13 protein-coding genes and 1 tRNA gene are annotated in these 16,409 nt (G+C 60.0%); 7 read left to right on the top strand and 7 right to left on the bottom strand.

Annotated features, from left to right (window positions below; translation table 11 throughout):
• Nucleotides 1-121: 121 nt before the first annotated feature.
• Entirely contained in the window at nt 122-265 is a 144-nt protein-coding gene (locus J3456_RS04730) for a GmrSD restriction endonuclease domain-containing protein (protein ID WP_349579107.1), read from the bottom strand.
• Between the two features lie 367 nt (nt 266-632).
• Between J3456_RS04730 and J3456_RS04725 the strand changes: the two genes are divergently transcribed.
• Together J3456_RS04725 and J3456_RS04720 are read left to right on the top strand one after the other, a co-directional pair.
• Nucleotides 633-1,010, top strand: a complete 378-nt coding sequence (locus J3456_RS04725) for a hypothetical protein (protein ID WP_349579106.1) — start codon at nt 633-635, stop codon at nt 1,008-1,010.
• 127 nt (nt 1,011-1,137) lie between these two features.
• Nucleotides 1,138-1,440: a hypothetical protein gene (locus J3456_RS04720; RefSeq protein ID WP_349579105.1), complete on the top strand. Its 303-nt coding sequence runs from the start codon at nt 1,138-1,140 to the stop codon at nt 1,438-1,440.
• Nucleotides 1,441-2,057: 617 nt separating this feature from the next.
• Here J3456_RS04720 and J3456_RS04715 read toward each other — a convergent pair.
• Together J3456_RS04715 and guaB are read right to left on the bottom strand one after the other, a co-directional pair.
• On the bottom strand, nt 2,058-2,258 hold the full coding sequence (locus tag J3456_RS04715) for a hypothetical protein (protein WP_349579104.1): 201 nt from the start codon (nt 2,256-2,258) through the stop codon (nt 2,058-2,060).
• A gap of 567 nt (nt 2,259-2,825) precedes the next feature.
• Entirely contained in the window at nt 2,826-4,274 is a 1,449-nt protein-coding gene (gene guaB, locus J3456_RS04710) for an IMP dehydrogenase (RefSeq protein ID WP_349579103.1), read from the bottom strand.
• Between the two features lie 191 nt (nt 4,275-4,465).
• Here guaB and J3456_RS04705 point away from each other — a divergent pair, with 191 nt between their 5' ends.
• The 4 genes from J3456_RS04705 to J3456_RS04690 all read left to right on the top strand — a co-directional run bounded on the left by J3456_RS04705 (nt 4,466) and on the right by J3456_RS04690 (nt 9,733).
• Nucleotides 4,466-6,526, top strand: coding sequence for an ASKHA domain-containing protein (locus J3456_RS04705; protein WP_349579102.1), 2,061 nt, complete (start codon nt 4,466-4,468; stop codon nt 6,524-6,526).
• On the top strand, nt 6,523-7,371 hold the full coding sequence (locus tag J3456_RS04700) for a class I SAM-dependent methyltransferase (protein ID WP_349579101.1): 849 nt from the start codon (nt 6,523-6,525) through the stop codon (nt 7,369-7,371). The genes J3456_RS04705 and J3456_RS04700 overlap by 4 nt, the downstream gene beginning before the upstream one ends.
• A gap of 41 nt (nt 7,372-7,412) precedes the next feature.
• Nucleotides 7,413-7,486 (top strand) — tRNA-Gly (locus J3456_RS04695).
• A gap of 195 nt (nt 7,487-7,681) precedes the next feature.
• The gene (locus J3456_RS04690; protein ID WP_349579100.1) at nt 7,682-9,733 is read left to right on the top strand and encodes an ATP-binding protein; all 2,052 of its coding nucleotides are present in this window, start codon (nt 7,682-7,684) and stop codon (nt 9,731-9,733) included.
• Nucleotides 9,734-9,786: 53 nt separating this feature from the next.
• Here J3456_RS04690 and J3456_RS04685 read toward each other — a convergent pair whose 3' ends face one another.
• The 4 genes from J3456_RS04685 to zwf form a co-directional block, all read right to left on the bottom strand.
• On the bottom strand, nt 9,787-11,415 hold the full coding sequence (locus tag J3456_RS04685) for a long-chain fatty acid--CoA ligase (protein WP_349579099.1): 1,629 nt from the start codon (nt 11,413-11,415) through the stop codon (nt 9,787-9,789).
• A 160-nt stretch (nt 11,416-11,575) separates the two neighbouring features.
• Nucleotides 11,576-13,168 (bottom strand): glucose-6-phosphate isomerase, encoded by a 1,593-nt coding sequence (gene pgi / locus J3456_RS04680; protein WP_349579098.1) that lies wholly within the window; start codon nt 13,166-13,168, stop codon nt 11,576-11,578.
• Nucleotides 13,165-13,836 carry a 6-phosphogluconolactonase gene (pgl, locus tag J3456_RS04675; RefSeq protein WP_349579097.1) on the bottom strand — a complete coding sequence of 224 codons (672 nt, stop codon included), beginning with the start codon at nt 13,834-13,836 and terminating at the stop codon, nt 13,165-13,167. Before pgl ends, pgi begins: the two co-directional genes overlap by 4 nt.
• Complete coding sequence (gene zwf / locus J3456_RS04670) at nt 13,833-15,296, bottom strand: glucose-6-phosphate dehydrogenase (RefSeq protein WP_349579096.1); 1,464 nt, start codon at nt 15,294-15,296, stop codon at nt 13,833-13,835. The genes pgl and zwf overlap by 4 nt, the downstream gene beginning before the upstream one ends.
• Before the next feature lie 160 nt (nt 15,297-15,456).
• Between zwf and J3456_RS04665 the strand changes: the two genes are divergently transcribed.
• Nucleotides 15,457-16,404 carry a radical SAM protein gene (locus tag J3456_RS04665; RefSeq protein ID WP_349579095.1) on the top strand — a complete coding sequence of 316 codons (948 nt, stop codon included), beginning with the start codon at nt 15,457-15,459 and terminating at the stop codon, nt 16,402-16,404.
• The last annotated feature ends 5 nt before the right edge of the window (nt 16,405-16,409 follow it).

The following is a 16,409-nucleotide window of genomic DNA, read 5'->3' as shown; positions in this document are numbered from 1 at the left end:
CTCAAAAATCCCATGTCGATCACTCCAAATCCCCCCAACCAAAACCGTCGGGGAAGTGTGTTCACATGGGTCAATTCTCAGTGACAATTTATGGGGCTACCGGGTCAGTTCTCAGTGACAATCAACAGCTTCCGACAGGGTGCCCGCGATAGAGGGAATGGAATAAGCCCCGGACCTGCTCTCGTCCCCAGACATATCCGCGCTGGAATTCGGGGAGTGCCATATGCCCATTGTCAATGTAATCGAGGATCGAAGTAATATTCATTGTAAAATACCGTAGAAAAATTCGGTTTGAACTACTCTGCCGTATGAGGCCCATTGCGTGCAACCTCTGATAGTCTCCAAGGCGAAGCGGGGAAGCCATGGCTCGGAGCATTTGTCCTCGCGATGAACGTCACGCCGAGATATACTTATTTTAATCAGTTAGTTAGAAATTATTTCGATTTCCCCCTTCGGATCCAGCAAATTTGGCCAATGTCTATTTTGCCAACGCCGCAATGTAGGGATCAACGGGCCAGTTCTCCTGTTGATCCAAGGAGCCGGTAGGCAGTCGAAACGCTTCTTGCTGTTACGGAAGCTGCGGCTCTTGTCACCCGAGGCAGTCTGCCGAGGGCACTGCCTGGGAGAACATCATGTTCGATATCCCCACCGCGCCCACGCGCGTTCACTACCTATTTCAAGAAAACATGGAAGCGCTCCAGAATGCCGCGCTTCTTCTCGGCGGGCGGCCGTGGCTCAAACGCGTCCAAAGCTTATTCGAGACTCTCTGGACCGAGAACTCCCTTCACGGCCGTGTCGGCCGTGAAATCAATGCGCTTCATCGCCTGCTTACTCTTGCGGATGTGCACGATCCGTCCCGCCCCGAAGCTGCATACTTCGCAGCTCTCGATCCCTCATCGCCGCATGTCGAGGAAATCAGCCTGCTGGCCGACGAGCTTCGTCAGGCGTTCGAAGAGACCTATGCCGATCAACAGCCCTCCAACGATGACAAGGAGAACATAAATGGATAAGTCCCGGATGCTGGATGATAAACTGACCTCTCGAATTGAAGCTGCTCTCGATGTCTCGAACAAGACGCTGGAAGCTATCGCCCGGGCCTAAGAGGTCGAGGCGCTCGATGGGGGGCTGCTCGAAGATGTGCTGGCACTGAAAGACAGGATTGAGGGCCTCACCATCTTCGCGACAAATGAACATTTCGCTTTGAAAGAGATGGCTGACCGCCTCGAGCCAGTCATCCTGGCTGCAACGAATGTTTATTACATCCCAGCCGAGCAGTGGGATATCAACCCGCCAAGCGAAGAGAAAGTCGTGGATCGCTATGGTCTCGCGGCAATCGACCTTCGTAGCCGTCTGAAGGATCTCGCCTCACGGTTGGCCGCAATACAGAACATGCTGGAAGCGGAACGGATCGCGACGAACCTTCGCGACGAACAGAACTGATCTGCGCACCTGCGTCGCCAGATCAGGCGACGCAGCAATTCTCGGCACGTCCAGAAAGACGTTCGATAACATACAACCCAAACCTGTCACAAAACACTTGCTGAAGTTGTCACATGCGTGACGCTTTCAGCGTCACACGCGGAGTCAGACCGCGGTCGAAGGCGTTTTTTCGTTTACATCCTGAAGGTTGAGGCCAGTTTCTTGGACCCCTGCCGTCGGAGCCTTTCCTGCTTGGTTTTCTTGCTACAGATAGCGTTTGTGCATAGGCTATGCGAAGCTCGATGCGAGTGAAGGCGCTCCGTCCCTTCATCTTAGCGTAGCTCACAGCCTCGCTGACGTCTCCATCAGTGGTAGACTTCCGCCTGGGCAGCAGGCTCACCGCAGACCGTGGTCGACAACTACAGACGAGAAAGTTCAGCGCTGTTGACGGACACCCAGCTCTTGAGCTTGCGTCTGATGCGCAAACTCAATGCAATGATCTTGCGATGAGTCCACCCTGCGATGGTAAGCTCAGTTTTCGATATCGCCGAAAGCGAACGGCGCTATCCCCCATTCATGATCGCAATATCTTGTGTGTCGTCCCAGAGGCTTCAGCCTTGAGACGACGCAACCACACCTTAGTAGTAGTCGAACCAGCGAAGAACGGTCTGGATCAGGTGATCGTAATCACTGGAGGTGGCCTCCTTCCTAAATTTTTCGAGTTCGGACCGATCCAAACCCGCACGCCGGCCTGCACAGGCGCAACGTGCAAGAATTGCGAAGGCATTTCCGTCCTCCCCTACCATTGGCACTTCGATGTGAGGGTATTTTGTGTTCATTTGTCTTGTCTCCTTGCGATTTGATGCAGCAAATATCCGCCTCACAAGGGACTTGGGTTCTCAAGGCGTTCAGAGAAAAGACGGTTTGGTTTGGAATACAGCATTCGAGAACGACGGCGTAAGCGGCATTGTGACGGGGCGCGCGGTGGATCGCGGGACGGCTGTTGAGAGCGATAGGGATGCACGACGCAAATTGGGCTTTCCGACCCAACCGACAGAGATCTCGTTGAGGGATGGTCGCCTGATCCATCTTTAGCCGAGCGGCACTAACCGTGCTGTCAATTTGGGGTAGCAGCTTATCGGTTGGGCTCTTTGTCCCAACCGTGCCAGGAAGATCTATCTACTCAAACTCATTGTCGGTGGCAGGATCGATGATCCCGCCACCTCCACTTACTGCTCTCTCGATCCGACAACTATGCATCAGCTATCGCCTAACCCTATCCCAATTTGCATCAGTTGTTACACTGATGCAATGTCCAGTTCTGGGTATGTCCGGTCCTGTTCACGCATGGTTCTCGACACAAATCAATCCATCAAATTCCACAAAAACCCAATGTAACAAAGCACTTACCCAATTCGGTAATTAGGAGACTCCCGCGTGATCTGCACGTCATGCACATGGCTTTCCTTCAGCCCTGCGCCGGTGATCTTCACGAAGCTACAGTTGCGGCGCATCTCATCGACCGTGGCACATCCGGTATAGCCCATCGCCGCGCGCAAACCGCCCACAAGCTGGTGGAGCACATTGCCCGCGCTGCCTTTGTAGGGCACCTGACCTTCGATGCCCTCGGGCACCAGTTTGTCAGAGGCGGCATCTTTTTGGAAATACCGGTCCGCTGAGCCCCGCGCCATCGCGCCCATGCTGCCCATGCCGCGGTAGCTTTTGAAGCTACGGCCTTGATACAGAACGACCTCACCGGGGCTTTCGTCGGTGCCTGCGATCATGCTGCCGACCATGGCACAAGAGGCACCGGCGGCAATCGCCTTGGCGAAATCGCCGGAGAATTTGATGCCACCGTCGGCGATGATCGGCACTTCGCCGGCGGCGGCCACGCAATCCATAATGGCGGTCAATTGCGGCACGCCCACGCCCGCGACCATCCGCGTGGTGCAGATGGAACCGGGGCCGATGCCCACTTTCACAGCATCCGCACCCGCGTCGATCAATGCGCGGGTGGCGGCACCGGTGGCGACGTTGCCCGCGACGACCTGCACATCGCCGAACTGCTTTTTGGCACGGGTCACCGCATGGGCCACGCCTTCGGAATGGCCATGTGCTGTGTCGATCACGATCATATCGACGCCCGCATCGACCAGCGCCTCAGAACGCTCGAAACCCGCGTCGCCCACGGTGGTCGCCGCAGCCACGCGCAGCCGGCCCAGATCATCCTTGCAGGCGGTCGGGTTCAGCACGGCCTGTTCGGTGTCGCGCAGGGTCAAAAGCCCGGTGAGCACGCCGCTGGCATCGGTAACCAACAGTTTCTCGATCCGGCGGGATTTCATCAGGCTGATCGCCTCGTCCCGGTCGGCAGGCTCTTGCAAGATCGCCAGCCGCTCGGAGGTCATCATCACCGAGACCGGCGTGCGGTCGTCAGAGGCGAAACGCATGTCACGGTTGGTCACGATGCCAAGCACGCGGCCATTTTCATCCACCACCGGGAAACCCGTCACGCGATAGCGTTCTTGCAGCGCCTTGGCATCCGCCAGCGTCTGGTCGGGGCGCAGGGTGATCGGGTTGTAGACGATGCCGGATTCAAAGCGTTTGACCCGGCGCACTTCGCGGGCCTGCTCTTCGATCGTGAGGTTGCGGTGCACCACCCCCATGCCCCCGGCCTGTGCCAGCGCAATCGCCATGCGGCTTTCGGTCACCGTATCCATGGCCGAGCTGAGCAGCGGGATATTGAGCGCGATGCTCTGCGTGACGCGGGTTCTTGTATCTGCGGTAGATGGCAACACAGAGGACGCCGCGGGAACCAGCAGTACGTCATCAAAGGTCAGGGCCTCACGAATCTCCATTTAACACCTCGGGTCTGGATGGGTTCATTTGGCGGTTTCCTATTTCACGGATGGCAGGGATTGGAAAGACCTATTCCCCCGCGTAAGGCGTGAACATGGAATGACGTAGGCGCGACACGAATTGCCGCCCCGCATCTTTCCCCCGCCGCGCGGAACGCTATGGTGGCGCAAAGAAACAAAGGACGGCCCCGATGAGCAGTGATCCCCTCGTGATTTTCACGCCCTCCGGCAAGAGAGGGCGCTTTCCCAAAGGCACACCGGTGCTGACCGCCGCACGGCAGTTGGGCGTTGACTTGGACTCGGTCTGTGGTGGGCGCGGCATCTGTTCGAAATGTCAGGTCTCGCCGGGCTATGGTCAGTTCTCCAAACACGGCGTAACCGTCGCGCCTGACGCGCTGAGCGAATGGAACGCAGTGGAAGAGCGCTATGACGAGAAGCGCGGTCTGAAAGAGGGCCGCCGTCTGGGCTGTCAGGCCACGGTGCAGGGCGATGTGGTGATCGACGTGCCGCCAGAGAGCCAAGTTCACAAACAGGTCGTGCGCAAACGCGCCGAGGCGCGGGAGATCGTGCTAAACCCTTCGGTCAAACTCTTCTACGTTGAAGTGACAGAGCCCGACATGCATGAACCCTCTGGGGATCTGGAACGGCTGCGCACCGCGCTGGCCGAGCAATGGGATCTGGAGAAGGTCACCGCCGATCTGCACATACTGCAAATGATGCAGCCGGTCCTGCGCAAGGGCGCGTGGAAGGTAACCGTCGCCGTGCATCTGGGCGATCAAGAGAACGCGGCCCGGATCATGAACATCTGGCCGGGATATTACGAAGGAACGGTCTACGGGCTGGCGGTCGATCTTGGCTCCACCACCATCGCGGCGCATCTGTGTGATCTGCAAACCGGAGAGGTCATGGCCTCCTCCGGGGTGATGAACCCGCAGATCCGTTTTGGCGAAGACCTGATGAGCCGCGTCAGCTATTCGATGATGAACCCCGACGGCGCGCAGGAGATGACCCGCGCGGTGCGCGAGGGGATGAGCACGCTGTTTACCCAGATCGCGGCCGAAGGGAATGTTGCGCCGGACCTGATCGTCGATGCGGTCTTTGTCTGCAACCCTGTGATGCACCACCTGCTGCTCGGCATTGACCCCTTTGAGTTGGGCCAAGCGCCCTTTGCGCTGGCGACGTCCGGCGCGCTGCGCCTGCGGGCCGAAGACTTGGATTTGAACATCCATCCCTCCGCCCGCGTCTATCTGCTGCCTTGTATTGCGGGCCATGTAGGCGCAGATGCCGCCGCCGTTGCCCTTTCAGAGGCGCCTGAGAAATCGGATGACCTGATGCTGGTGGTCGATGTGGGCACCAATGCGGAAATCCTGCTGGGCAACAAGGAAAAGGTGCTGGCCTGTTCCTCTCCCACCGGGCCCGCTTTCGAGGGTGCGCAGATCAGCTCGGGCCAGCGCGCGGCACCGGGGGCGATCGAGCGGGTCGAGATCGATCCCGAGACCAAAGTGGCGCGGTTCAAGGTGATCGGCTGTGACCTTTGGTCCGATGAGGAAGGCTTTGAAGAGGCCATCGCGAGCACTGGGATCACCGGCATCTGCGGCTCGGGCATTATCGAGATGGTCGCAGAGATGCGTATTCACGGCATCGTCGACGCACCGGGGCTGATCGGCAGCGCAGAGCAGACAGGCTCGGCGTCGGTTTTCGCCGATGGGCGCACCAACAGCTATCTGGTCTACGACGGCACCGAAAAGGGCGGCCCAAAGATCACGGTGACCAACCGCGACATCCGCGAAATCCAAATGGCCAAGGCCGCGCTCTACTCGGGGGCACGTCTGCTGATGGACAAATTCGGCGTCGACAAAGTCGACCGGGTGGTGCTGGCCGGGGCCTTTGGCGCCCATATCAGCCCCAAACACGCGATGGTGCTTGGCATGATCCCCGACGCGCCGCTGGAAAAGGTCACCAGCGCGGGCAATGCCGCTGGCACCGGCGCGCGGATTGCCCTGCTCAACACCGATGCGCGGGCCGAGATTGAGGCGACCGTGCGCGCCATCCACAAGATCGAGACCGCCGTCGAACCGCGCTTTCAAGAGCATTTCGTTAATGCTTCTGCCATTCCCAACGCAGTGGAACCCTTCCCCATTCTCAACAGCCTCGTCGCCCTGCCGGACGTGACCTTTAATACCGGTGGCGGCGGCACAGGCGGCGCCGGGGGCGAGCGCGGCGGACGCCGTCGCAGAAGAAAAGCCACATGATGAGCACGCCCGACAACAACGATCAGGTCGAATTCTGGAGCGCGGCGGCGGGCCGGAAATGGGCCGCGCGGCAGGCGGAGCTGGATATCCTCATGCAGCCGGTGCTTGACGGCGTGCTGGCCCGCGCCGAACTGACGCCGAAGCTGCGCGTGCTGGATATCGGCTGTGGGGCGGGTGCTGGCTGTCTTGCGGCGGCCAATGCGGTGGGCGATGAGGGCGCGGTGCTGGGCGTCGATGTCTCTGCCCCGCTTCTGGACCTCGCGCGACAGCGTGCCGCCGCCCTGCTCCAAGTGGCCTTTCACCATGGCGACGCAACGACGCTTGAACTTGAGCCCGCCTACGACCGGCTGATCTCGCGCTTTGGGGTGATGTTCTTTGCTGATCCGGTGCTGAGCTTTACGCGGATGGCCGCGCAACTCAGCCCCGGTGCAAGACTTAGCTTTGCCGCTTGGGGGCAGATCCCCGAAAATCCTTTCTTTACCCTGCCCGCCCGCGCGGCCCGTGCCACCATCGGTGCCATGCCCAAAAGCGACCCCGACGCGCCCGGCCCTTTTGCCTTTCGCGACCCCGAACGTGTTGTCTCGATCCTCGCGGCAGCGGGCTTTGCCGATATCGCATGCAAAGTGACCCAACTTGACCTCACCCCCGCAGGCACGGTCGATGACCTTGCCCAGCAGATGTGCGACATTGGCCCGGCGAGCGGCGCGATCACCCATTTTGACGCCAACCCCGACCAAGTCGCCGAGTTGCGGCAGACCATTGCCAATGCCCTGCGGCCCTACGCGCAAAACGGCCCCCTGCGCCTGCCCGCCGAGATCAATTTCGTCACCGCGACGAAACCCTGACTTGACCTTCCCCGGCGCGCCGATTATCCCAACCTCAGCGCGCGGGTATGGTGAAAAGGTATCACGGCAGCTTCCCAAGCTTTAGTTACGAGTTCGATTCTCGTTACCCGCTCCACGCTAACCTCCCTTTCCAAGCCGACCATGGATGATCGCGGCCAAGGCGCGCGAACTTACCTAGGGTCACCCACGAAAAGCCCATTCTGGTCCGAATTTCGCCATGATTGCCCGCAAAAGTAGCAATCAGCAGGGAAGTAACTTACGCGCAAATGGCCCAACGAAGTCAGATGCGCTGGCAGGCAAAGGAAAAAGCGTGGCAAACGCGTTTCGGGACTACGCAACATCCAAGGCGTATATCATCGTCAATTTTATCGTGCTGTGCTGCGTCGCTGGCATCAGCTATTCGATCGTCAAATTGGATTACGAACAACATATCGCCAGCATCCGTCAGGATGCGCGGCAGACGCTGCATGAAGTCAGCAATCAGGTGCAGCACCAGTTCCAAGAAACCATTCTGGTGACAAAGAACATCGAGAATATTCTGCTGTCCGGCGAAGCCTTCAAAGACAAAAAGATCGAACTGCTGGTCAAGGAACTGCGCGATCGGAACCCCGGCATTCAGGCCTTCGCCCTCGCCCCGGACCTCAAGATCACCCATAGCTATCCCAAAACCCCGAATGCCGGGGTTATCGGTTTGGAATATAAGAACATTCCGACGCAGCTCTCGGGTGTGGCAAACGCCTACCGCCGCCAAAGCCCAACCATCGAAGGGCCGCTGAACCTCGTTCAAGGCGGCAAGGGCTACATCATGCACTACCCGGTGTTCGAGCGCCCCATCGGCCTTGGCGCGCCGCGCTTTTGGGGGGTGATGTCCATCGTGTTCCAGCCCGACCGGCTGTTTGAACCGCATCAAAACCCGCATCAAGCCGCCGACTATCTTTATAGCCTGCGCGCCTTCCCAACGGGTGTCATGCCGGACGAGATCGCGCCCGCGGCGGTCGACCCCGCAGCGCCCGTCCGCACCCGGTTCGAGCTTTTGGGCAAGACATGGGAAGCTACGGCAAGCCTTGCAAACGGCCTGCCTCCTTATGCTCCGCAAAGCCCCTACCTCGTGGCTTTCGCTCTGATCGCGACCATCGCGCTGATGGCGGGGCTCTGGGCCTTCCGTCGGGTTACGCTGAAAAAGCAGGAGGCCCATGCGCTTTTGGCCGAGGGCATCGGCTCGATCCAAGAGGGTTTCGTCGCCTTTGATGAGAAAGAACGCCTGGTCACCGTCAACAGCAAGTTTCTTGAGTATCATCCTGAAATCGCTGACCTTCTGATCCCCGGCAAAACCATCGAAGAGCTGCTGCGCCATTGGGTCGCCCGCCATCAGCACCCCGCAAATGTCGAAGATCGTGAGGCATGGATTGCCAAACGCCTCGCCCGGTTCCGCAATCCTACCGGCGCCTTAATTCTTGAGGTGTCTGACAACTTTTGGCTCAAGGTCACAGAATCGCGCACGCCGCATGGCTATACTGTGGGCATCTGGACCGATGTGACGGCTGAGAAACGCGCGTTGGACGCGGCGAAGGCGGCAGATCGCGAGAAAACCGAATTCCTCAACAACGTCAGCCACGAGCTGCGCACTCCGCTTACCGTGATCTCGGGCCGGGCGACCTTCTTGCAACATGCCGAGAAACTGCCCCAAGCGCGGCGCTTGCAGACCGCACTGAACAACAGCGCCAATGCCACGCCCGACATTCGCCACAGCGTCGATGAGTTCCAGAGCTTCGTCTCTGACCAAGCGGGCGGCATCGCGGGGTCGTCCAAACATATGCTGCGGCTCGTCGAAGACCTGCTGGATTGGACCAAAGTCGCACGCGGCAAGATGGAGCTTGATCTGCAAGAGATCGAAACCAGCGAGATCGCCCGCTCGGTCGCCGATGACCTGCGCCCGGATGCCGAGGCCAAGGGGCTGACGCTTACCTATGAGGACAACGGCACAGCCAGTGCCAACGCCGATCCGGTCCGCCTGCGGCAGATCCTCTACAATCTTATCTCAAACGCGATCAAATTCACCCGCAGTGGCAATATCCACCTCAGGATGCACCAGACCGTAGAGGAGATCACCTTTGCCGTGACGGACACGGGCTGCGGCATTTCCGAGGACAATCTCGCACGCGTTTTCCTACGTTTTCAGCAGGTTGACGGCTCAATGTCACGAGAGAACGGTGGCTTGGGTCTGGGGCTGGCGATTGCAGAGCAACTGGCCACCCTGCATGGCGGCAGCCTGTCACTGGAAAGCAAAGTCGACGTGGGCAGCACCTTCCGGCTGACCCTGCCCCGGCCCATGGCCGACAGCGAGATGCGCCGCTCAGCCTGACGCCAAACGCGGTTAAAAACGCCCCGGCCCAGATCGGACCGGGGCGGCCTTCATTAGCTTTCGCCCTGCATCAGCACATCACCGAAACGGTCCCGCAGATCGCGTTTCAGCACTTTGCCGGTCGCATTGCGCGGCAGAGCCTCAGCAAAGACCACGCGATCCGGCACCTGCCATTTGGCGATCTGGTCTTCAAAGACCTTGAGGATATCCGCTTCTGACGGATCGGCTCCTTCGGCCTTTACCGCGACCAAAACCGGGCGCTCATCCCATTTAGGATGCGTCGCACCGATCACGGCGGCATCGGCCAGATCGGGATGGGCAATGGCGATATTCTCTAGCTCCACCGAGCTGATCCATTCACCGCCCGATTTGATGATGTCCTTGGCCCGGTCACGGATGGTGATATATCCGTCCTTGTCCATCGTCGCGATATCGCCGGTGTCGAACCAGCCATCGCGCAGGGTGCTGTCGCTGTCGGATTGATAATAGGCGTCCAAAATCCAGTGCCCGCGCGTGACCAGCGCCCCTTGGGTTTCGCCGTCATGGGGCAGCGGCTTGCCTTCGTCGTCCCAAATCTCAAGCTCAACACCAAAGACCGGGCGGCCTTGGTTCTCGCGCAGTTTATGCTGTGCGTCTTCGGGCAATTCGCCGTGTTTCGCCAAGGGTTTATTGACGCTGCCCACGGGCGACATCTCGGTCATGCCCCAGGCGTGGATCGTTTCCACGCCATAGTCTTCGCGGAAGGTCTTGATCATCGACGGCGGACAGGCCGAGCCGCCGACCACCGTGCGCTCAAGGCTCGTGAGCTCGCTGCCCGACTTCTTGGCCGCCGCCAGCAGCCCCTGCCAGATCGTCGGCACGCCAAGCGCGAGAGAGACGCGGTAGCTGTCGATCAACCCCACCAAAGAGGCCCCATCAAGGTTCGGCCCCGGCAGCACCATCCGCGCGCCGGTCATGGCGCTGGCATAGGGGCTGCCCCAAGCGTTGACGTGGAACATGGGCACCACCGCCATGACGATATCCCGCGCAGAGATGGCAATGCTGTCGGCCATGTTGATGCCGAAGGAATGCAGCACGGTCGAGCGGTGAGAATAGAGCACGCCCTTGGGGTTGCCCGTGGTGCCGGAGGTGTAGCACAGGCTCGACGCGGTGTTCTCATCCAGATTGGGCCAGTCGAAACCGGCATTTCCTGAGGCCACCAACTCGTCGTAGAAAATCAGCCCCGGCAGCGCCTCTGCGGCCTCGGCATCAGGGCCGGACATCAACACGAGATACTTGAGATGCTCCATCTTGTCGCGGATCGCGGCGACCAGCGGCACGAAGGTCTTGTCGATGAACAGCACCTCATCCGCCGCGTGATTGAGGATGTAGATGAGTTGATCGGCGAAAAGACGGGGGTTGATCGTATGGCAGACAAAGCCCGCGCCGGAGGTGCCAAAGTAGATCTCCAGATGCCGCCGATTGTTCCATGCGATGGTCCCGCAGCGCGCCTGCGGTGACAGCCCCAAATCGGTCAGGGCCGAGCCCAAGCGCCGTGCGTTCTCGGCCACCTTGCCCCAGTTGGTTTCCTCAACCCCGCCCGTGGTCGAAACCGAGATAATCTCCCCCTCGGGGTGGTAGCGTTCGGCATGGGCAATCAAGCTTGAGATCAGCAGCGGCTGCGACATCATTTGGCCAAGCATAATGGGGATCCTCCAATCATTTGCTTTGAGACTGTCCAAAGGTCAGGGCAGTTGCAAGCCTTCCCCTCCGGCAAGTCGAAATCGGCAACGATAGACAGCAAAATAGAGCGCGCCGGCGGGGTTCGCATGCGCGCTTTTTCAATCAATTTTGATGCAGTCCCTAGTCGCGATGCTGGTGGATATAGCCGATCAACGCGGCGGTAGAGCCATCCTTACCCTCGGCAGAAACCTCTCCTTCGACCAGCGGCTGGAGCGACTTGGCCAATTCCTTGCCCAGTTCCACGCCCCATTGGTCGAAAGAGTTGATGCCGAGGATCACCCCTTCGACAAAGACGCGGTGTTCATAAAGCGCGATGATCTGGCCGAGCGTGAAAGGATCAAGTGTTTCATAAGCCAGCGTGGTTGAGGGCCGGTTGCCGGGGAAAACGCGGTGACGCGCTTGGCGCTCAAGCGCGTCGCCTTCAAGCCCCGCGTCGCGCATGATGGCCCGCGCTTCGTCCAAAGACCGCCCGCGCATCAGCGCTTCGGATTGGGCGAGGCAATTGGCGATCAACAGGTCGTGGTGATGCTGCAAGTCAGGCTCATGCCCCTTGGCCGCGACCAGAAACTCGCAAGGAATCACGCGGGTGCCTTGGTGGATCAACTGATAGAACGCGTGCTGCCCATTGGTACCTGCCGCGCCCCAAACCACCGGGCCGGTCTGGCGCGGGCTGTCTGACCCGTCCATCTGCACGCCCTTGCCGTTCGATTCCATCTCAAGCTGTTGCAGGTAGTCCGGCAGCATCTCAAGGCGTTGGTCATAGGGCAGCACCGCACGGGAGGCATGGCCGCAGATTTGGTTGTGCCAGATCCCCACCAGCGCCAGAAGGATCGGCATATTCTCAGCCGGATCAGCGGCGCAAAAGTGGCGGTCCATCTCCTGCGCGCCGCGCAGAAAGCTGTCAAAGGCCTTGGGGCCAATGGCAATCATCAGCGAAAGGCCGATGGGCCCCCAGACGGAATAACGCCCCCCGACCCAATCCTCAAAGCCGAAGACCTGCGCGGGGTCGATCCCGAACTCGGCAGTCTTGTCATCAGCGGTGCTGAGGGCTGCGAATTGCGCAGCCGGATCGCCGCCATGGTCCTGCATCCACGCCCGCGCGGTGCGCGCGTTGGTCATGGTCTCAATGGTGGTAAAGGTCTTGGAGGCGACGATTACCAAGGTCGTCTTGGCCTCCAGCCCGCGCAGCGTATCGGCGATATGCGCGCCATCGACGTTGGAGACGAAATGGCAGCGCGGCCCATCGTGATAGGGCGTCAGCGCGCGGGTCGCCATGGCGGGGCCAAGGTCCGAGCCGCCGATGCCGATATTAACCACATCCGTGATGTCGCCGCCGCGCACCTGATCGGCAAAGCTGCGCATCCGCGCCAGCGTGTCGCGGACCTGCGGCATGACATCTTCGCCCGCCACTTCGACCGGCCCGCCATCAAGGTTGCGCAGGGCGGTGTGCAAGACTGCGCGGCCTTCGGTTTCATTGATCGGCGTGCCGGCGAACATCGCATCGCGACGCTCGGTGACCTTGGCGCTTTCTACCAGCTGAAACAGCGCTGCGCGGGCATCGGCGTCGATATTGGTTTTTGCGTAGTCAAACAGCATATGCTGCGTGCGGAGCGAGAAATCCTCGGCGCGATGCGGGTCATCAAACAGCGCGGTTATCTTGCGGTTCGCCACGGCGTTTTGCCGCTCTTGAAGGTCTTGCCAAATGTTCATCATGCCGCCCAGTAAACTTCGGTTTCATCCAGCACCGCTGCGATCGGCGCCTCGTCGGGGGAAAGCCCCTGCGCGCGCTCAAGGGCGGCGCGTTTCTCTTCCCCGAAAATCACGAGATGTTTGTTCAGCGCCCCATCCAAGACATGCGCTGGAAGCGTGACCCGCGCGGTGGGCTGCCCCTCAGGATAGACCGGGCACAGCAGTGGCGCATCAGCGGCCAAGGCGTCAGGCAGGCTGGGGTCGCCGGGGAAAAGCGAAGCGGTATGCATGTCATCGCCCATGCCAAGCAGCAGGACAGAGATCGGCATATGGCTGGCCAGACTGGGGGCCACGGCCTCTGCCCCTTCGCCCGGCGACAGACCAGCACGGAAAAAGGGGATGAACCGTGCCGCGGCGGCGCGGTCGTTCAACAGATGCTCGCGGACCAGACGCGCGTTCGACAGCGGATCATGCTCATCGACCCAGCGTTCATCGGTCAGCATCACATCCACCCGGTCCCACTCCAGATCGGTGGCACTGAGCATTTCAAAGATCGGCCCGGGGGTAGAGCCGCCCGGCACCGCGAAAGACACGCGGTCATTGCCCGAAAGCGCCGATTTCAGCTTGCCCGCCAGTTTGTTGGCGACATTCATCACCAGCATTTCGCGGTCCGCATATTCGATGATGTTCATGGGGATACCTTTCGCCATTCACGGCCATCGCGCCGCATCATTTCTGTCGCATCCGTCGGCCCGGCAGAGCCGCTGTCGTAGGGTTTGGGCACGTCGTGACGCGCCTCCCAGCCTTGGATGATCGGATCGGTCCAGGCCCAGGCGGCCTCGACCTCGTCGTCGCGCATGAACAATGTCTGGTTGCCCCGGATCACGTCCATGATAAGCCGCTCATAGGCATCGACCTGATCGCCCCCATCGGGGCCAAGCGCCTCGGCAAAGGTCATGTCGAGCGGCACATCGACAAGACGCATGCCCCCCGGCCCCGGTTCCTTGATCGTCACGCCAAGGGTGATGCCTTCGTTCGGTTGCAGGCGGATCGACAGCACATTGCGGTGGCGGCCTGCATCTTCGGCAAAGATCGAGTGGGGCGTGTCTTTGAAAACCACGGTGATTTCGCTCGATCGCGCCACCATGCGTTTGCCAGTGCGCAGATAAAACGGCGTGCCATGCCAGCGCCAATTGCTGATATGGGCCTTGAGCGCCACAAAACTTTCGGTCCGCGAGCGCGGATTCTCGACGGCATCGCGGTAGCTTGGCGCCTCTTCTTCATTGCCCTCTTCGGCCTCGTACTGACCGCGGACCAGATGATGCGGTAACACCGGATCGATCGCGCGGATCACTTTCAGCTTTTCGTCGCGCACCGCATCCGGATCAAACCGCGCGGGCGGCTCCATCGCGATCAGGCACAACAATTGCATCAGGTGGTTTTGCACCATGTCCCGCATCGCGCCGGATTTGTCGTAATACTCCCCACGCCCGCCCACGCCGACAGTCTCGGCCACGGTGATTTGGATGTGATCGACATATTGGCGGTTCCACAAAGGCTCGAACAGCATATTGCCAAAACGCACGGCCATGAGGTTTTGCACCGTCTCTTTGCCAAGATAGTGGTCAATCCGGTAGATCTGCTGCTCTTTGAAATAGGTGGCCAATGTCGCGTTGAGCGCGCGCGCACTCTCCAGATCGCGGCCAAAGGGTTTTTCGACCACAATCCGGCATTCCGCGCCCGCCATGCCCCAGTGCTGCAAGCGTTCGGCCAAATCGCCAAAGAGCCCCGGCGCCACGGAGAAATAGTAAACCTCGGTCCGGTCCTTCCCGGCCATCAACTCCTGCAGCGCGCGCCAGCCGGTCTCTCCGCGTGCGTCGATGGCGACGTAATCGAGCTTGGCCAAAAAGGCATCGAGGTTATCGCAGGCGTCTTTGCCGCCGAACTCTTCGATCGCCTTGGCCACCATCTCGCGGTAGCCTTCGGCGTCCATTTCGGTCCGGGCGGCGCCAATGATCCGCGCCTCTTCCGGCATTTGGCCCGCGCAATAGCGGCGGTAGAGGCCGGGCAAAATCTTGCGCCGGGCCAGATCGCCGGTGCCGCCAAAGATGACCAGATCGAAAGGGTCGACAGGGATAACACGCGAAACCATTGATCAATCCTTGTCTGTGCGAGATAGCAGAGTTAGCGCAAACATACTTATTTTTACCCAGTTCACAAGACTGTGCGCCCCGCAGCTTGGACTTTTAGGCAGGGTCGCAATAGCTTACCACAACTGGATAGAAACACACGGGATCACGCAAGGACCAATCATGAAAGATATCGCGCAAGCAAACGAGGGCAAGTTCCAGAACCCGGCGGTGACCGCCAAGGGGGAACCACGCGCCACCGTCGCTCTGCGCGGGGCGGAAACGCTTTGGTTCAACACGGGCACCCTGTGCAATATCGAATGCGTGAACTGCTACATCGCCTCCAGCCCGAAGAATGACGCGCTGGTCTACATCACCGCTGCAGAGGTGTGCGACTACCTCGATCAGATTGTCGAGCGCGACTGGCCGGTGCGCGAAATCGCCTTTACCGGGGGCGAGCCCTTCATGAACCCGCAGATGATCGATATCACCGAAGCCTCACTGGCGCGCGGCTATGAGGTGTTGATCCTTACCAATGCCATGCGCCCGATGATGCGCAAATCGGTGCAAAACGGTCTGTTGCGGCTGCGCGATGCCTATCCTGGCAAGATGACCTTTCGTATCTCCGTCGACCACTACCGCCGCGATCTGCATGACGCTGAGCGCGGTGAAGGGGCTTTTGACAAGACGCTGCTGGGCATGGAATGGCTGCGCGACAATGGGTTTCGCATGGCGGTGGCCGGGCGCTCGATCTTTGCCGATAGCGATGCCGACAGCCGCGCGGGCTATGCCGCATTTTACGCCGAGCACGGCTTTGCCATCGACGCCCAAGACCCCGGCATGACCGTGCTTTTCCCAGAGATGGACGAAGCCGTTGAAGTTCCAGAGATTACCACCGCCTGCTGGGGCATCTTGGATATTTCGCCAAATGCGGTGATGTGCTCTTCATCTCGTATGGTGGTCAAACGCAAAGGCGCTGAGAAGCCTGCCGTGCTGGCCTGCACCCTGCTGCCCTATGACCCGGAGTTCGAGCTTGGCACGACCTTGGCCGAGGCTGAGCGTGATGTGGCATTGAACCACCCGCATTGTGCAAAGTTCTGTGTCTTGGGTGGGGCGAGCTGTTCGGCCTGACGCCC

This window comes from Sulfitobacter sp. NFXS29, from assembly GCF_040148765.1.
Lineage (GTDB): Bacteria > Pseudomonadota > Alphaproteobacteria > Rhodobacterales > Rhodobacteraceae > Sulfitobacter.
The sequence above is the reverse complement of the archived record's forward strand: the minus strand, read 5'-3'. Positions and strand labels throughout refer to the sequence as shown.